At 49.9% G+C, this 16,895-nt stretch carries 14 protein-coding genes and 2 pseudogenes; 13 read left to right on the top strand and 3 right to left on the bottom strand.

All coding sequences use genetic code 11. The features are described 5' to 3' along the window. Nucleotides 1–44 precede the first annotated feature (44 nt). The 7 genes from atpE (at nucleotide 45) to IG609_RS20240 (ending at nucleotide 5,705) form a co-directional block, all read left to right on the top strand. Nucleotides 45–284 carry a F0F1 ATP synthase subunit C gene (gene atpE, locus IG609_RS20210; protein WP_005976545.1) on the top strand — a complete coding sequence of 80 codons (240 nt, stop codon included), beginning with the start codon at nucleotides 45–47 and terminating at the stop codon, nucleotides 282–284. A gap of 63 nt (nucleotides 285–347) precedes the next feature. Beyond that, a complete protein-coding gene (atpF, locus tag IG609_RS20215) occupies nucleotides 348–818 on the top strand; it encodes a F0F1 ATP synthase subunit B (protein WP_010681466.1) in 471 nt (156 codons plus the stop codon). A gap of 14 nt (nucleotides 819–832) precedes the next feature. Then, on the top strand, nucleotides 833–1,366 hold the full coding sequence (gene atpH / locus IG609_RS20220; RefSeq protein ID WP_193398794.1) for a F0F1 ATP synthase subunit delta: 534 nt from the start codon (nucleotides 833–835) through the stop codon (nucleotides 1,364–1,366). Nucleotides 1,367–1,378: 12 nt separating this feature from the next. Beyond that, a complete protein-coding gene (gene atpA / locus IG609_RS20225; RefSeq protein ID WP_005976551.1) occupies nucleotides 1,379–2,920 on the top strand; it encodes a F0F1 ATP synthase subunit alpha in 1,542 nt (513 codons plus the stop codon). 52 nt (nucleotides 2,921–2,972) lie between these two features. Further along, complete coding sequence (gene atpG / locus IG609_RS20230; protein ID WP_005976554.1) at nucleotides 2,973–3,836, top strand: F0F1 ATP synthase subunit gamma; 864 nt, start codon at nucleotides 2,973–2,975, stop codon at nucleotides 3,834–3,836. Between the two features lie 47 nt (nucleotides 3,837–3,883). Further along, on the top strand, nucleotides 3,884–5,266 hold the full coding sequence (gene atpD, locus IG609_RS20235; RefSeq protein WP_039317443.1) for a F0F1 ATP synthase subunit beta: 1,383 nt from the start codon (nucleotides 3,884–3,886) through the stop codon (nucleotides 5,264–5,266). Between the two features lie 19 nt (nucleotides 5,267–5,285). Then, complete coding sequence (locus IG609_RS20240; protein WP_005976558.1) at nucleotides 5,286–5,705, top strand: F0F1 ATP synthase subunit epsilon; 420 nt, start codon at nucleotides 5,286–5,288, stop codon at nucleotides 5,703–5,705. 410 nt (nucleotides 5,706–6,115) lie between these two features. Here IG609_RS20240 and pelX read toward each other — a convergent pair whose 3' ends face one another. Next, nucleotides 6,116–8,350, bottom strand: coding sequence for a pectate disaccharide-lyase PelX (pelX, locus tag IG609_RS20245; RefSeq protein WP_193400312.1), 2,235 nt, complete (start codon nucleotides 8,348–8,350; stop codon nucleotides 6,116–6,118). Between the two features lie 324 nt (nucleotides 8,351–8,674). On the opposite strand from pelX, the gene glmU reads away from it, so the two are divergent. The 4 genes and pseudogenes from glmU to IG609_RS20265 form a co-directional block, all read left to right on the top strand. Further along, nucleotides 8,675–10,045, top strand: a complete 1,371-nt coding sequence (gene glmU / locus IG609_RS20250; RefSeq protein WP_116237569.1) for a bifunctional UDP-N-acetylglucosamine diphosphorylase/glucosamine-1-phosphate N-acetyltransferase GlmU — start codon at nucleotides 8,675–8,677, stop codon at nucleotides 10,043–10,045. 201 nt (nucleotides 10,046–10,246) lie between these two features. Next, entirely contained in the window at nucleotides 10,247–12,079 is a 1,833-nt protein-coding gene (glmS, locus tag IG609_RS20255) for a glutamine--fructose-6-phosphate transaminase (isomerizing) (protein ID WP_193400314.1), read from the top strand. Nucleotides 12,080–12,195: 116 nt separating this feature from the next. After that, nucleotides 12,196–12,561 carry a TnsA endonuclease N-terminal domain-containing protein gene (locus IG609_RS20260; protein WP_193398798.1) on the top strand — a complete coding sequence of 122 codons (366 nt, stop codon included), beginning with the start codon at nucleotides 12,196–12,198 and terminating at the stop codon, nucleotides 12,559–12,561. A 58-nt stretch (nucleotides 12,562–12,619) separates the two neighbouring features. Beyond that, nucleotides 12,620–12,881: pseudogene (locus tag IG609_RS20265) on the top strand (ATP-binding protein); the annotation flags it as partial. Between the two features lie 97 nt (nucleotides 12,882–12,978). On the opposite strand, the gene IG609_RS20270 reads toward IG609_RS20265, so the two are convergent. Next, nucleotides 12,979–13,926 (bottom strand): LysR family transcriptional regulator, encoded by a 948-nt coding sequence (locus IG609_RS20270; RefSeq protein ID WP_226373282.1) that lies wholly within the window; start codon nucleotides 13,924–13,926, stop codon nucleotides 12,979–12,981. Nucleotides 13,927–14,367: 441 nt separating this feature from the next. Here IG609_RS20270 and IG609_RS20275 point away from each other — a divergent pair, with 441 nt between their 5' ends. Together IG609_RS20275 and IG609_RS20690 are read left to right on the top strand one after the other, a co-directional pair. Then, entirely contained in the window at nucleotides 14,368–15,234 is an 867-nt protein-coding gene (locus IG609_RS20275; RefSeq protein WP_193398799.1) for an arylamine N-acetyltransferase family protein, read from the top strand. A gap of 361 nt (nucleotides 15,235–15,595) precedes the next feature. Further along, a pseudogene (locus IG609_RS20690) lies at nucleotides 15,596–15,825 on the top strand (transposase); the annotation flags it as partial. A gap of 162 nt (nucleotides 15,826–15,987) precedes the next feature. Here IG609_RS20690 and IG609_RS20280 read toward each other — a convergent pair. Then, nucleotides 15,988–16,830 (bottom strand): SDR family oxidoreductase, encoded by an 843-nt coding sequence (locus IG609_RS20280; protein ID WP_193398800.1) that lies wholly within the window; start codon nucleotides 16,828–16,830, stop codon nucleotides 15,988–15,990. Nucleotides 16,831–16,895 lie beyond the last annotated feature (65 nt).

Consider the following 16,895-nt stretch of genomic DNA (forward strand, 5'->3'; position numbering starts at 1 on the left):
TTTCAACAAATAACGTTTTTAACTGAAACAAACTGGAGACTGTCATGGAAAACCTGAGTGTGGATCTGCTGTACATGGCTGCCGCGTTAATGATGGGTTTGGCGGCGATCGGTGCTGCGATCGGTATCGGCATTCTGGGTGGTAAATTCTTGGAAGGTGCTGCTCGTCAGCCTGACCTGATTCCTTTACTGCGTACACAGTTCTTTATCGTCATGGGTCTGGTTGACGCCATCCCAATGATCGCTGTTGGTCTGGGGCTGTATGTGATGTTTGCGGTGGCCTAAGCAGAATGTGTTCTGCTGAGGTTAAAACATCAACTTATTTAACTTTGAAAGAGGCATTGTGCTGTGAATATTAATGCAACAATCCTCGGCCAGGCCATTGCGTTCGTCCTGTTTGTCTGGTTCTGCATGAAGTATGTATGGCCGCCGATGATGGCAGCCATCGAGAAACGTCAGAAAGAAATTGCTGACGGTCTGGCTTCTGCTGAACGTGCCAAAAAAGATTTGAACTTGGCTCAGGCCAATGCGACAGATCAATTGAAGAAAGCCAAAGCGGATGCTCAGGTTATCATCGAGCAGGCGAACAAACGCCGTGCTCAGATCCTGGATGAGGCGAAAGCTGAAGCGGAAGCTGAACGTAACAAGATTGTGGCGCAGGCGCAGGCTGAAATCGAAGCCGAACGTAAACGTGCTCGTGAAGAGCTGCGTAAGCAAGTTGCTGTATTGGCGATTGCTGGTGCCGAGAAAATTATTGAACGTTCCGTGGATGAAGCTGCTAACAGCGACATCGTTGATAAACTGGTCGCTGAACTGTAAGGAGGGAGGGGCTGATGTCTGAATTTGTCACGGTAGCTCGCCCCTACGCCAAAGCAGCTTTTGACTTTGCGGTTGAGAATCAGGCCTTGGATCGCTGGCAGAACATGCTGGCGTTTTCGGCCGAAGTGGCGCGCAATGAGCAGATTGCCGAGTTGCTTTCTGGTGCGGTAGCACCGATTGAACTGGCGAAAACGTTCATTGCCGTTTGTGGTGATCAACTTGATGAAGCCGGTCAGAACCTGATTAAGGTGATGGCCGAGAACGGACGTTTACCGGTGCTTACTGAAGTACTGGAACAATTTATTCAACTGCGGGCAGCGCTAGAATCGACGGTTGACGTCGATGTCATTTCTGCCAATACGTTGAATGAGCAGCAGCTATCGAAGATCGCTGCCGCTATGGAAAAACGTCTGTCACGCAAAGTGAAGCTGAATTGCAAAATTGATAAGTCTGTCATGGCCGGCGTGGTTATCCGCGCGGGCGATATGGTGATAGATGGCAGCATTCGCGGTCGTCTGGAACGTCTGGCAGACGTCTTGCAGTCTTAAGGGGACTGGAGCATGCAACTGAATTCCACCGAAATCAGCGAACTGATCAAGCAGCGCATTGCTCAGTTCAATGTGGTGAGCGAAGCTCACAATGAAGGTACTATTGTTTCCGTCAGTGACGGAATCATCCGCGTCCACGGTCTGGCAGACGTGATGCAGGGAGAGATGATCTCTCTGCCGGGTAACCGTTATGCAATCGCACTGAACCTGGAGCGCGACTCCGTTGGTGCGGTAGTCATGGGTCCGTATGCGGATCTGGCTGAAGGCATGAAAGTAAAATGCACCGGCCGTATTCTTGAAGTTCCAGTTGGTCGCGGCCTGTTGGGTCGTGTGGTCAACACGCTGGGCGCACCGATTGACGGTAAAGGCGCACTGGATCATGACGGTTTCTCTGCGGTTGAAGCGATTGCGCCTGGCGTTATCGAACGTCAGTCCGTTGATGAGCCGGTACAAACGGGCTATAAGTCCGTTGACGCCATGATTCCAATCGGTCGTGGTCAGCGTGAGCTGATTATCGGTGACCGTCAGACGGGTAAAACCGCACTGGCCATCGACGCCATCATCAACCAGCGTGATTCCGGCATCAAATGTGTGTACGTCGCTATCGGCCAGAAAGCCTCCACGATTTCTAACGTGGTACGTAAACTGGAAGAGCACGGTGCACTGGAAAACACCATTGTTGTTGTTGCTACTGCGTCTGAATCTGCTGCTCTGCAATATCTGGCACCGTATGCTGGCTGTGCGATGGGCGAGTACTTCCGTGACCGCGGTGAAGATGCGCTGATTATTTATGATGACCTGTCTAAACAGGCCGTTGCTTATCGTCAGATTTCTCTGCTGCTCCGTCGTCCGCCAGGTCGTGAAGCTTATCCTGGTGACGTTTTCTATCTCCACTCCCGTTTGCTGGAGCGTGCATCGCGCGTTAACGCCGATTACGTTGAAGCATTCACCAAGGGTGAAGTGAAAGGGAAAACCGGTTCGTTGACCGCTCTGCCGATCATCGAAACGCAAGCGGGTGACGTTTCTGCGTTCGTTCCAACCAACGTAATTTCTATTACCGATGGTCAGATCTTCCTTGAATCCAACCTGTTTAACGCCGGTATTCGTCCTGCGGTTAACCCAGGGATCTCCGTATCCCGTGTGGGTGGTGCAGCACAGACCAAGATCATGAAGAAACTGTCCGGTGGTATTCGTACCGCTCTGGCACAGTACCGTGAGCTGGCAGCATTCTCTCAGTTCGCTTCCGATCTTGATGATGCAACCCGTAAGCAGTTGAGCCACGGTCAGAAAGTGACCGAGCTGTTGAAGCAGAAACAGTATGCGCCGATGTCAGTCGCACAGCAGTCTCTGGTTCTGTTTGCGGCGGAACGTGGTTATCTGGAAGATGTTGAGCTGTCGAAAGTCGGTAGCTTTGAAGCGGCACTGTTGGCTTATGCTGACCGTGAGCATGGCGAACTTCTGCAACAAATCGACCAGACTGGCGCTTATAACGATGAGATCGAGGGCAAGTTTAAAGGCATCCTCGATACTTTTAAGGCAACCCAGTCCTGGTAACGCCCGGTGGCCTGCTGTAAAGCAGGCCGCAAGGCTTTGAGGAGAAGCAAAGATGGCCGGCGCAAAAGAGATACGTAGTAAGATCGCAAGCGTCCAAAATACGCAGAAGATCACCAAAGCAATGGAAATGGTCGCCGCTTCCAAAATGCGTAAATCGCAGGATCGTATGGCGGCCAGCCGTCCTTATGCGGAAACCATACGCAATGTGATTGGTCACCTTGCGTTAGGAAATCTGGAATATAAACACCCGTACCTGGAAGAACGCGACGTTAAGCGCGTTGGGTATCTGGTGGTGTCTACTGACCGTGGCCTGTGCGGTGGTCTGAACATTAACCTGTTCAAGAAACTGCTGGCTGATATGAAATCCTGGAGCGACAAAGGCGTTGAAACTGATTTAGCGCTAATTGGTTCCAAAGCGGTCTCTTTCTTCGGTTCGGTAGGCGGAAACATTGTTGCTCAGGTTACCGGTATGGGTGACAACCCTTCCGTATCAGAATTGATCGGCCCGGTTAAAGTTATGCTGCAAGCCTATGACGAAGGTCGTCTGGACAAGCTGTATATCGTCAGCAACAAGTTTATTAATACCATGTCTCAGGAACCGCTTGTTGTTCAAGTGTTACCGTTACCGCCTTCGGATGACGGTGAGTTGAAGAAGAAAGCCTGGGATTACCTGTATGAACCCGATCCTAAGTCGCTGCTGGATACCCTGCTGCGCCGTTATGTAGAATCTCAGGTTTATCAGGGTGTCGTAGAAAATCTGGCTAGTGAGCAGGCCGCGCGAATGGTTGCGATGAAAGCCGCGACCGATAACGGCGGTAGCCTGATCAAAGAGCTGCAGTTGGTATACAACAAAGCTCGTCAGGCCAGCATTACCCAGGAACTCACCGAAATCGTCGGGGGAGCCTCCGCGGTTTAAAGCAGGTTTACGAATTACGTATTGTCGAATTACGTAGAGGATTCAAGATGGCTACTGGAAAGATTATCCAGGTAATCGGCGCCGTGGTGGACGTCGAGTTCCCGCAAGATGCCGTACCGAAGGTGTACGATGCGCTTGAGGTAGAGAACGGCGCTGAAAAACTGGTGCTGGAAGTGCAGCAGCAGTTGGGCGGCGGCATTGTTCGTTGTATCGCAATGGGTTCTTCTGACGGCCTGCGTCGCGGGTTGAACGTGAATAACCTGGACCACCCGATCGAAGTGCCGGTAGGTAAAGCAACGCTGGGTCGTATCATGAACGTATTGGGCGATCCCATCGACATGAAAGGCGACATCGGCGAAGAAGAGCGTTGGGCTATCCACCGTTCAGCTCCGAGCTATGAAGAGCTGTCAAACTCACAGGAACTGCTGGAAACCGGTATCAAGGTTATCGACCTGATGTGTCCGTTTGCCAAGGGCGGTAAAGTGGGTCTTTTCGGTGGTGCGGGCGTAGGTAAAACCGTAAACATGATGGAGCTGATCCGTAACATCGCGATCGAGCACTCCGGTTACTCCGTGTTTGCAGGCGTAGGTGAGCGTACCCGTGAAGGTAACGACTTCTACCACGAAATGACCGACTCCAACGTAATCGATAAAGTATCACTGGTGTATGGTCAGATGAACGAGCCGCCGGGTAACCGTCTGCGCGTAGCGTTGACCGGTCTGACCATGGCGGAAAAATTCCGTGATGAAGGCCGTGACGTACTGCTGTTCGTCGATAACATCTACCGTTATACCCTGGCCGGTACGGAAGTATCTGCACTGCTGGGTCGTATGCCTTCTGCGGTAGGTTATCAGCCGACGCTGGCGGAAGAGATGGGCGTTCTGCAAGAACGTATCACCTCAACCAAAACCGGTTCTATCACCTCCGTTCAGGCCGTTTACGTTCCTGCGGATGACTTGACTGACCCGTCACCAGCCACCACCTTTGCTCACTTGGATGCAACCGTGGTACTGAGCCGTCAGATCGCGTCTCTGGGTATCTACCCGGCCGTTGACCCGCTGGATTCCACCAGCCGTCAGTTGGATCCGCTGGTTGTTGGTCAGGAACACTATGATGTTGCTCGTGGCGTGCAGTCTATTCTGCAACGTTATCAGGAACTGAAAGACATCATCGCGATTCTGGGTATGGACGAGCTGTCTGAAGAAGACAAGTTGGTGGTATCCCGTGCGCGTAAGATTCAGCGCTTCCTGTCTCAGCCGTTCTTCGTAGCGGAAGTATTTACCGGTTCTCCGGGCAAATACGTTTCCCTGAAAGACACTATTCGTGGCTTTAAAGGGATTATGGAAGGCGAATACGACCACCTGCCAGAGCAGGCGTTCTATATGGTTGGTTCCATTGAAGAAGTCGTGGAAAAAGCCAAGAAACTGTAACGCCTTGTAGGAGGGTGACATGGCTATGACTTACCATCTGGATGTCGTGAGTGCAGAACAGCAAATGTTCTCCGGTCTGGTGCAGAAGATCCAGGTAACGGGGAGCGAAGGCGAACTGGGTATTTATCCGGGACATGCCCCTCTGCTCACTGCCATTAAGCCGGGTATGATTCGTATCGTTAAGCAGCACGGTGAGGAAGAGTATATCTATCTTTCTGGCGGCGTCCTTGAGGTGCAGCCGAATATGGTCACCGTACTGTCTGATACCGCTATCCGTGGGCAGGATCTGGATGAAGCACGTGCGCTGGAAGCGAAGCGCAAAGCCGAAGATCATATCCGCAATTCGCATGGCGATGTGGATTATGCTCAGGCTTCCGCAGAGCTGACTAAAGCGATTGCGAAGCTGCGTGTTATCGAGCTGACCAGAAAAGCGATGTAACAGATAAGCTTGCAATAATTGAAGGCCAGTCAGTTCACACTGACTGGCCTTTTTGTATTTAAGGTTATGCCCCTTCCCTGCCTTCACAGATTTGCCTCTTAGTGACATTTTTATGCAGACTAAGAGACGGTTTCGTGCGCGATAATGCCGTCATTTTCATGCGGCTCTGTAGCACGCGCCCGACGCAGGGACGCTCAATCGCCGCCGCCCTGCGAACCCAGGCTTCCGGCTAAATTATGCCGCTACGCGGTACCTTCGTCGGTATCAGGCTTAACGGACCGCTTGCGACACGTTCTTGACGTGGCGCAAGCTTTCGCCGCGTCCATGCGGCTCATCCTAAGCCTGCTATCTCCTCAGCATAATTTTTTACGCCGGATAACGGCAAAATCTGTGATGCTCTCTGCGCTGGCTTATTTTTTCTTCAGAAAATCGCCAAGTACCAGATTGCCTTTGGCATCACGCGTAAACGTCTCCGGAACGGTAACGGATACGAAGTTATTTACGGTGATTTCCTTGCCTTGCGCGTTAACCGAACGGTCTTCTTTGATGAAATAGTTGGTGTTATCGATATTGCCGACAACCGCATCATCATATTTACCCGCTTTGGTTTTCAGCGAAATGTTGTTCTTGAAGACGCCTTGTTTTTCCGGGCCAGAGTAAGGGCTTGGGCGGAAGATAAAGTTAAAGCGTTCGTTATCTAACGCGATGTTGTTTTCAACGATCAAGGCGCCAGGGTTGAAGTTGTCAGTGAAACCATCAAGTTTGTTGCCCACAGCAATGCTGTTTTTAACCTGATGCGCCACTGGTTGGCCTTCACCACCCATTTTGAAGCCGTTGCTGGTGTTGTTCATGGCAATTGAATTCTCGATCACCACAACGCCGTTGGCGCCGTCTTCAATTTTGTTAAACAGGTCGAAGCCGTCATCGATGTTGTTGTGCGAGAACGCACCGCGAATCACGTTGCCTTCACCCACACGCATTTTCACCGCGAAACCGTCGGCGTTAATTTTGCCTGGATCTTGGTTGCTGTGAGATTCTGAATTCAGAATCAGGTTATGGCTGGCCCACAGTGGTCTGCCTACATCTGCCGTCGAGGTCACCTGAATACCCGTATCGTCAGCGTGGTGCGCCAGAACGCGTTCGATGGTGTTATAGCTCCCTTCGATACGGAACGGTTTCTCTGTAATTTCAATCCCTTTAACATGCCAATGGCTCGCTTTCAACTGCAGGCCATGAATGACGGCTTTATTGCCGACAGCAAACAGGTTCTTGACGGTTTTTTGCTGGCCGCTGGCGCTGACAGGGATTTCAGCCGCGCTGTAATCGCCATCGTTGAGCCAGATAGTGCCACCAGCAGGAAGAGCGGCGACGGCGCTGGCTAAATCGATCGGTGCATTTTTACTGCCGTCATTGCTGGCTGAACCTTGTGGCGAAACATACAGATTTTTAGCGTCTGCATAGGCTACTCTTTCAACCTTGAACGTGCTCTCTTTTACTGCTTTATCATCGCCTTCCGTAGGCTGGTAGGCAATCTTGAACTCAGCGCCGTTACCAGCAATTTTCGCTGGCAGAGATAAGGTTTCTCCCGCTTTTACCTGCTTCGCTTCACCCAGAGATTTACCATCTTGCGACACCGCGATCGTGCCATTGTAATTGGCTCTGGCCTGAACCACATAGTGTTCGCTGGTGGTTTTAGGCGATGACATAACCTGGAGCAAAGGATCATAATCCTTGGCTTTAAACTCCGGTGAGCCTTTGGTTTGCGCTGGTGTCGTGGTCAACTGTGCATTGCTGATGGTAATTTTGGCGTTACGGGAAGCAAAGAAACCGACGTAGTAATGGTCTTTATCCAGCTTGGTGACGACGTCCGCGCCTTTGACTTCTTTTGATACCCAGTTGTCCGTGCCTTTCGGCGCATAAGAGGTAATGAAGCCGTCGTTGGTGCGTTCCAGTTTCAGACGGAACGTTGGCGTTTGCTCTAGATTTACATTTTCCTGATAGCTGGTTTTGGTAATTTTCGCGCCGGCGTTGCCCCACGGTTGTGTGACGCCATTACGTAAAATTGCCTGTAGTTTGATTTCGGTATGAGACTTTTTATCCTGCGTCATGATGGCGTTCATCACCATGTTGGATGCCGCAGGGAATTCCTCATACCCTTCTTTCAGCGGTTCCTGACGCGGCACGCCGATAATATCGCGCACCAGAATCCCCGCGCCTTCCTGAGCTGCCGGTTTGGCGCCGTTTTCTGGCCCAAACTGTTCCACAGTAATATCAGACTGAAGTGTAAAGTTCACATTCGCAGGCAGTTGCGTATAGAAGAACGTCAGCCCGTCATGGGTGTTGGCAATCTTTCCGCCACGGCTCTCGATCGTGATCGGTGTGGATAAATCAGCATTATCCCCCGGTGATAATTTTTTGCCGTTAATGGTGACGTTATTAACACCAACTTTTTCCGGCAGGACATTGGATGAGAAGTTGACGTCTGTCGATTGGCCAAAGGCGACACCGTGCCAGACTGGCGATGATTCTGTCGCGGCGTGTGTACTGAAGCTGAAAAGTAATGCATTCGTCAACGCGACGGCTGCGAGGCGTGAAGAACGGTGTTTCCGTAATGAATCACATTTTTGTGAAGAACAACGTTTCATTGTATCTCCTTCGTTATTGAATTATTTGCCCGCGTATATTGCTATAAATGAAACGCTGTTTCTTTTGTGTGTGTCACAAATGGAAATACTTAAAAAAAAAGTCTGTTTTTTATGAAACTCTGTGTCATTTCTGTTGATGTCGATAGCACGGTGTCCGTTTCTTCTCCTTATGAACATTCGCCGTTTTGAGTGAAATTTTCAGAAAAAACTCACCAAAAAGTATCCGCGTTAAGCAGTAGTTTCGGTAAACTCTGGTTATTCATGCCGTAGCAGGCTGGCCATTTTATTCTTGCGGAGCGGTGGCTCCGTATTGTCAGGATACTTATGTCAAATAGTTCGATGAGTGTGGTAATCCTTGCTGCGGGTAAAGGGACCCGTATGTATTCGGACCTTCCCAAGGTGCTGCATAAACTGGCGGGTAAGCCGATGGTTCAGCACGTTATTGATGCTGCAATGACGACAGGCGCACAGCACGTTCATCTGGTCTATGGCCACGGCGGCGATCTGCTAAAACGTGAATTGACCGATCCGGCGTTGAACTGGGTATTGCAGGCGGAACAGCTGGGAACTGGGCATGCGATGCAGCAAGCCGCGCCTCATTTTGCTGATGATGAAGACATCTTGATGTTGTATGGCGATGTGCCGCTGATTTCATCGCAAACGCTGGGGCGTTTACGCGAGGCTAAGCCGCAGGGCGGTATCGGCCTGTTGACGGTGAAGCTGGACGATCCGACGGGCTATGGACGAATTGTGCGTGAAAAGGGTGCCGTAGTCGGGATCGTCGAGCATAAAGATGCCAGCGAAGAACAGCGCCAGATTAACGAGATCAATACTGGTATTTTGATCGCGAACGGCAAAGATCTGAAGCGTTGGCTAAGCCAGTTGAATAACAACAACGCACAGGGCGAGTTTTACATCACCGATATTATTGCGATGGCAGCGGAAGAAGGTCAGCGTGTTGAAGCGGTCCATCCCGAGCGGTTGAGCGAAGTTGAAGGCGTTAATAATCGTCTGCAACTGTCGGCGCTGGAGCGGGTTTATCAGCGTGAACAGGCGGATAAACTGCTGTTGGCGGGTGTCATGCTGCTCGATCCGGCTCGATTTGATCTGCGCGGCGAATTGACTCATGGTCGCGATGTGGTGATTGATATCAATACGGTCGTGGAAGGCAATGTTAAGCTGGGTAACCGAGTGAAAATCGGTGCTGGCTGCGTGATCAAAAACTGCATCATTGGCGATGATTGTGAGATCAGCCCTTATTCCGTGTTGGAAGATGCCGTACTCGAAGCACAGTGTACCGTTGGCCCATTTGCCCGCCTGCGTCCAGGATCAGAACTGGCTGAGGGTGCGCATGTTGGCAACTTTGTCGAACTGAAAAAAGCGCGTTTAGGTAAAGGATCAAAAGCGGGTCACCTTAGCTATTTGGGGGATGCGGATATCGGTTCCGGTGTTAATATTGGCGCGGGAACGATCACCTGTAATTATGACGGCGCAAATAAACACAAAACAATTATTGGTGACGATGTATTTGTTGGTTCGGATAGTCAGCTGGTAGCGCCCGTTAGCATAGCCAGCGGTGCGACGATCGGTGCAGGAACGACGGTTACGCATGATGTGGCAGAGAATGAGCTGGTGGTCGGTCGCGTGAAGCAACGGCATATTTCCGGCTGGCAACGTCCGGTGAAAAAGAAATAATATTTAATGCCTCCGCACGCGGCGGAGGCGGTTTTGCCCTGTGCTTTGGCCTATCCCCTGTGTGGGTCGGTCCCCGAGCACAGAACAAAACATAATAATCCCCAACTTTCTACAAGGCTCGGGGAACCCGGAAAAACCGGAACAATCAGGTCTAAGACATCCCTGGTGACACAATATGTCACTTTTATAGGAATACCATCGATGTGTGGAATTGTAGGCGCTGTTGCGCAACGTGATGTTGCTGAAATTTTGTTGGAAGGTTTACGCCGTCTTGAGTACCGCGGCTATGACTCTGCGGGCCTGGCGGTTGTTGACAGCGAAGGACATGTCGCTCGTTTGCGTCGTCTGGGGAAAGTGCAGGTGCTGTCTCAGGCAGCCGAAGAGCATGAACTGCACGGCGGTACGGGTATTGCCCATACTCGCTGGGCAACGCACGGTGAACCTTCTGAAGAGAACGCACACCCGCATGTTTCTGAACATATCACTATCGTTCATAACGGCATTATCGAAAACCACGAGCCGCTGCGTGAACTGCTGATCGGTCGCGGCTATCGCTTTGTCTCCGAAACCGATACGGAAGTGGTTGCCCATCTGGTTCATTTTGAACAGCAACAGAATGGCGGAACGCTGGTTGACGTGGTTAAGCGCGTGATCCCACAGCTGCGCGGCGCGTATGGCATGGTGGTGTTGGATAACCGGGACCCAAGCGTACTGGTTGCTGCACGTTCTGGTAGTCCGCTGGTGATTGGCCGTGGTGTTGGTGAAAACTTCATCGCCTCCGATCAGCTGGCGCTGCTGCCAGTGACTCGCCGTTTCATGTTCCTGGAAGAAGGCGACATCGCGGAAATCACCCGTCGTGATGTGCGCGTGTTTGATAAATCCGGCCAGCTTGCCGCACGCGAAGAAATTGAATCAAAAGTGAATTACGATGCTGGTGATAAAGGCGCGTATCGTCACTACATGCAGAAAGAGATCTACGAACAGCCGATGGCGATCAAGAACACCCTTGAAGGGCGTTTCAGCCACGGCGAGATCAATCTGTCTGAGTTAGGCCCGAAAGCGGATGAGCTGCTGGCGAAGGTTGAACACGTTCAGATTATTGCCTGTGGTACATCCTACAACTCCGGTATGGTTTCTCGTTACTGGTTTGAATCACTGGCCGGTATTCCGTGCGACGTGGAGATTGCTTCCGAATTCCGCTATCGCAAGCCTGCCGTGCGTAAGAACAGCCTGATGATTACCCTGTCTCAATCCGGTGAAACCGCAGATACGCTGGCAGCACTGCGTTTGTCCAAAGAACTGGGCTATCTGGGATCGCTGGCTATCTGTAACGTCGCCGGTTCCTCGCTGGTGCGTGAATCCGATCTGGCGCTGATGACTAAAGCGGGCGTAGAGATTGGCGTGGCCTCGACCAAAGCCTTCACTACCCAGCTTACCGTTCTGCTGATGCTGGTGGCGCGTGTTGGCCGCCTGCGCGGTATGGATGCGAAAATTGAGCATGAGATCGTTCACGGTTTGCAGGCGCTGCCAGCGCGTATTGAGCAAATGCTGTCTCAGGACAAACTCATCGAATCTCTGGCGGAAGGTTTCTCTGACAAGCACCATGCGCTGTTCCTCGGCCGTGGCGATCAGTATCCGATCGCAATGGAAGGGGCGCTGAAGCTGAAAGAGATTTCTTACATCCACGCGGAAGCCTATGCCGCAGGCGAACTGAAACACGGCCCGCTGGCGCTGATTGATGCGGATATGCCGGTTGTTGTCGTGGCACCGAACAACGAGCTGTTGGAAAAATTGAAATCCAACATCGAAGAAGTTCGGGCGCGCGGCGGTGAGCTGTATGTCTTCGCTGACGAAGATGCCGGTTTCACCAGCAGCGAAAATATGAAGATTATTCCACTGCCGCATATCGAAGAAGTGATTGCGCCAATCTTCTATACGGTGCCGTTGCAGTTGCTGTCTTATCACGTCGCGCTGATTAAAGGCACCGATGTCGATCAGCCACGTAACCTGGCGAAATCCGTTACGGTAGAGTAATTTTTAAAAATGAAGGTAAATAGTTGTCGGGATCTAATAAAGATAGATAAATTATAATAAAGTCTGATAAAAATAAGCCTCCAGCTATGCTCAATACAACAGCTGGAGGCTTTTTCATGTCTGACGCCAACAAACCTATCGATCCTAAGGATTTGCATCGCATACAGAAATTCGGTTTAGGTATCGGTAAAGAATATGAACCATTCATCAAAGTGGATGAGCTTAGCAGCCGAGGCGAGAGTATCCGTGAGCAATTCCCTATCCCTGTAACTGACACTCTGGATATCTGTCTACAGCTTGGCAGCCGTCATCCGCAAATCAAAGGATTCCTTAAAGTTGTTACGAAGGATCTACTTATTGATTTTAAATATAAAACTCAAATAGCTGTAGCTGTGAAGCATTCATCTGATTCGGGAAAGGAACGCGTCGTCGACAAGCTACAGATTGAGAAAGCTTATTGGGAGGGAAGAGGAGTTCAGTGACGTTTGTTTACCGAGCAAGAAGTATCTAATGGGTTGAGGGAGAACCCGAACTGGCTGCCTATCGACGGCACAGCGACAAGGGCGTTACAAAACGATGCTTCATCGCGGTGTTATGGCCCCAAAACTACTCATCATCGATGAAATAGGCTATCTGCCGTTCGGGCTATGGGATCAGAAGTTCCTAGGTGATGCAGCACTAATATCTGCGATGCTGGACCGAATCTTACATCACTCACACGTTGTGCAGATAAAAGGAGAGAGCTATCGGTTGATTGCAGAAACTAAAGGCCGGGGTTATCGCTGAAGCTCATCCTGAGTAAACAAGGTGGGTCAATATTAAACCGTTGGTGGTGACAGTAAGTGGATCACTTTTTACCCGTTGTTTACACCCGTTGACGATATGGACTATACAACAGCTTACGAATGCGTATTTTCATTATCTGACGCTATACGGCTTTTCTCCTTCAGGACGAAGGCATTATCCGTACAGAATTCTATATAAGCACTTGCAGCCGCAGAAACATGTCTGTGTTTTTTGTAAACCAAATGCAATGACGAGTAAGGCAAGCGCGTCTGAGGTAAAATCTCAATCAATTTCCCATTGTTAATGTACTCAGCAGCAAAAAATGCAGGCAATTCGGTGATGTAGTCACCAGCAAGCGCTCCCGAACGCAAATGAAGATAATCATTTACCATGAATATGGCAGGAACATCATAGGCATGCTCACCGAGCATCCATACTGGGCGAGTTCCTATCACTGACCCCCAAGCTGCACAGGGGCAATTCATAAGATCTGACGGTTCTTTGGGGAGCTCACTGTCCAGGAAAAGTTTCGGGCTGGCGACCAGAATATGTCTAAAATCCAAAAGATGGCGCGCCACGACATCATCATCCGCAATGCTACCGACCCTTAGGGCAACATCAATGCCTTCAGATATTAAATCCACTCGCCGTTCAGTCGCATAAACGTTAACGGCTATCTTCGGATGCATCTGCTGAAACTGCCTGATGATTTCCCACCATGGTTCAAGTGATTGCGGCATCGTCAGCCGCAATCGGCCAGTAATGTGAGGGGTTCCGGTTGTGAGAGCCTGCTCTGCATCATTAAGTATATCTATGGCTGAGCTGGTCTGGTTCAGGAGCTTTATTCCTGACTCTGTTGCTCTGCAACCTTTCGCTGTCCGTTCAAGCAAAACGACGTTCAGCTCATTCTCAAGTTCAGATATCCTGCGACTTAGTGTCGGAAGAGGTATGTTGTTTTGACGCGCAGCGGCAGAAAGACTGCCGCTGCGGACGGCAAGAATAAACATCTTTAAGGCATTTAAATCCACAAGCCCTCTCAAATATGGAAACCATATTTTCATTTCTGACTCTACAGGCTACTGGGTTAGGTAATTAGAATACAGCTGTTTTCAATCGAAAGAATCTAATTCACAAGTGCATGAGAATATCAAGAAATACGAGAGTTTTACTTGACGATATATTCGCGAATTCCATTCTTCATTTCACTTGACATCCATCAGATGTAAAAGGACTAGAGATTTGAATCGTAAACATAGCGATGGTTTAGCAGAACCAGACGCAGATGAATTGATTGCGGCCGATCGAACGAGGAATAACACAACGTCTAATATCTGGAACAAGTCTATAGGGTTGCATTGCGCAAGCCCTGTGCTTACAAAGACGGTTGGCTCGCCGCTGGGACTTACGCCTTATTCAAGCCCGAATGTATGACTCACAGCTTATGCACTGAACAAACTCGACTGCCAAACACTATTTCACCCACCCAGGAAAATGAAATTAACATGAATGACTTAGTAACAGCCTACCTAGACCGCCTTGGTCTTGATGCCGAACCGCCGTCCCTACAAGCACTTACCCGATTGCATCAAGCTCACGTTGAGCGGATACCGTACGAAACTTTCTGGATCCACCTCGCACAGGGCTGGGGAATTGACCCTATAGAAAGTTTCAAGAGAGCAGCAACAACGCGGCGAGGCGGTTACTGTTTTCAGCTCAATGGTGGCTTACATAAACTACTCACACACCTTGGTTATAACGTAAGCATAAACCCCGCCAACGTCCATGGGACTGAAGGTGCTGAGCTGAAAAAGCTGGAAAATCACGTTGTAATCATCGCCGAGGGGATACCATGCGAAAGTAATCCCAATGGTCGCTGGTGGGTGGATGTTGGCCTTGGCGATGCGCTGCATAAACAGATGCCTCTTATGAATGCTACGCGTCACCAGGGTTTGATGCAGTTCGGAATGGAGGAAGTAGGCGAGGATGGCGTTGGCGACTGGCATCTCACGGCAGACCCATCGTGCTGGATTGCAGGTGTAAGTATGGCTGACCAGCCGGCTAACATGGATGATTTCTTAGACCGACATCATTTTAATGTGCACTCTCCGGAATCTGGATATGCAAAAGTTGTCACTGCACAACTTCTAAAGCCGAACGGTAAAACGATAATGCGAGGTTGCGTTTTAACACAAACTGACGGGAGTATCGTGACGACTCATACCTCGGAGTCTCTACCGGAATGGCTGGAGGTACTGAGCGAGGAATTTGCCCTAACTTTCGAAAATGTTCCCGACGAATCACTTAAGGAATTGTGGGTGAAGGTTCGGCGGATCCATGAGGAATGGCTTCAGTCCCGTGATAACCAGTAAATCAGCAGACTGTACGTTCATAACTAGATTGTTCGACGAGCGAGCCTTTTTATTGGTTCATGGCGGTTAAGCGTGAACCAATAGAAAACGGCGGTAAAAGTGGCTAGTTTTGTATTCGTCAAAACACCAACCAGCCACTCAACCGCCGTCTACTGTGAATGCTAATATTTCTTCCCTCTTTTGGGAAAGTTTCACTGTTGATTCTTTCACTCATCCTGCTCCGGATGCTCTGCTTATTACGCTCCGGCCTGACCCCAGTTTTGCACTATCCTGTCGTCTATGTGGCTGCAGATACTGTGCTGTCCATGACGAGCGGTGGTATGCCTCGGATAAAGGCATTGCGCAGCGTCGCTGGAATGAGTGGTACAGGCAGGCACAGGAAAGTGGCATCAGGCGTTGCAGCAGTTCGCTGATAAGCTGGAGGGTTACGTTAGCGGCATAATCGCGAGTGCCACGCATCGTCTGAATACCAGCGTACTTGATGGAATGAACAACAGGATCAACGTGATAAAACGGATGGCATACAGATACTGGGATAACGACTACTTTTTTATGAAGATAAAAGCAGCGTTCCCCAGTAAAGTGCGATGAACCAAATTTATGACCCCTGTTCAATTTTCAATAATTAGAAAATCTTAATAATCATCGAACTCAACAGGCTTTGACTCTCCCAATCTGACCTGATTTTCATCCACTGCGTCGCAAGACTGGGGGCAGTTTCTTCATGTGTTAGTGATGAAAGGCGATAACTTTTTACACGCCAATATCAACTAACCACTGTTCGACTGTGCGCGGATTAATACTCAATAGTTGCTGCGCACTTATTTTTACATTGATTGCAGAATCTTTGGTTAGCGCTTTTGCTTCGTAACCTGCAACAACGTCAGCCGCTACCGCCGCACCAAACAATACTGCCAAGCGCTCTCCAAATTCTTTCGGAGTCAAACTCGTATAACTGACTTCTCGCCCCAAATGATTAGTGAATGATTTCGCAAGTTCATCACCAGTAACAGCCGGTAACTGACCAATCTCAACGACGCCTGTGATCGCATCGCTCATCAAAAGTGCCGCTGCGACATCAGCAACATCCAGATGCGAACACCAGGAAACTGGGTAATCTGCTCGTAGTGGATAAGGGAGAACGCCTTCAGTTTTCACTGCCTCAATCACTATCGGCAACAGCAAATTTTCGAGATATAAACGTGGCGCAATTATCGCGCTAGAGACGCCTGTTGCTTCAACTCCACGGATCAATTCGGCTAACGCACTTTTATCCTCTGAATAACCCAATGCCCATCCGCTAGTAGAAATTACCACCCGTTTGGGGCGGGCAAGCCCAACTGCCTCTGCGATATTTTGTGCATATTGCAGGCGCAGGCTTTCAGGCCCTAATGGCAAATGGATAAAAACGCCTTTCGCACCCAAGTACGCCGCAACTAAGGATTGAACGGACGTGAGATCCACCGCTATGGCTGAACCCGATTCAAGATTTTGTGGATGCCTTATCGCAGCCGTTACATTTTTCCCTTCAGTCACCAACTTTCTAAACAGGGGGGATCCTTGTGCGCCAGTTGCGCCGTGAACTACGTATGTCATAAACACCTCTATGGTTAAATAAACAGACTATTAATAGTGCTGTGTTAAGATAGGTTACGTCAAAT

The sequence above is a fragment of the Pectobacterium quasiaquaticum genome (assembly GCF_014946775.2).
Lineage (GTDB): Bacteria > Pseudomonadota > Gammaproteobacteria > Enterobacterales > Enterobacteriaceae > Pectobacterium > Pectobacterium aquaticum.

Coding starts and splice junctions, on each gene's coding strand:
- atpE (WP_005976545.1), top strand. CDS start 45: ATGGAAAACCTGAGTGTGGATCTGCTGTACATGGCTGCCGCGTTAATG.
- atpH (WP_193398794.1), top strand. CDS start 833: ATGTCTGAATTTGTCACGGTAGCTCGCCCCTACGCCAAAGCAGCTTTT.
- atpA (WP_005976551.1), top strand. CDS start 1,379: ATGCAACTGAATTCCACCGAAATCAGCGAACTGATCAAGCAGCGCATT.
- atpG (WP_005976554.1), top strand. CDS start 2,973: ATGGCCGGCGCAAAAGAGATACGTAGTAAGATCGCAAGCGTCCAAAAT.
- atpD (WP_039317443.1), top strand. CDS start 3,884: ATGGCTACTGGAAAGATTATCCAGGTAATCGGCGCCGTGGTGGACGTC.
- IG609_RS20240 (WP_005976558.1), top strand. CDS start 5,286: ATGGCTATGACTTACCATCTGGATGTCGTGAGTGCAGAACAGCAAATG.
- pelX (WP_193400312.1), bottom strand. CDS start 8,350: ATGAAACGTTGTTCTTCACAAAAATGTGATTCATTACGGAAACACCGT.
- glmU (WP_116237569.1), top strand. CDS start 8,675: ATGTCAAATAGTTCGATGAGTGTGGTAATCCTTGCTGCGGGTAAAGGG.
- glmS (WP_193400314.1), top strand. CDS start 10,247: ATGTGTGGAATTGTAGGCGCTGTTGCGCAACGTGATGTTGCTGAAATT.
- IG609_RS20260 (WP_193398798.1), top strand. CDS start 12,196: ATGTCTGACGCCAACAAACCTATCGATCCTAAGGATTTGCATCGCATA.
- IG609_RS20270 (WP_226373282.1), bottom strand. CDS start 13,926: ATGAAAATATGGTTTCCATATTTGAGAGGGCTTGTGGATTTAAATGCC.
- IG609_RS20275 (WP_193398799.1), top strand. CDS start 14,368: ATGAATGACTTAGTAACAGCCTACCTAGACCGCCTTGGTCTTGATGCC.
- IG609_RS20280 (WP_193398800.1), bottom strand. CDS start 16,830: ATGACATACGTAGTTCACGGCGCAACTGGCGCACAAGGATCCCCCCTG.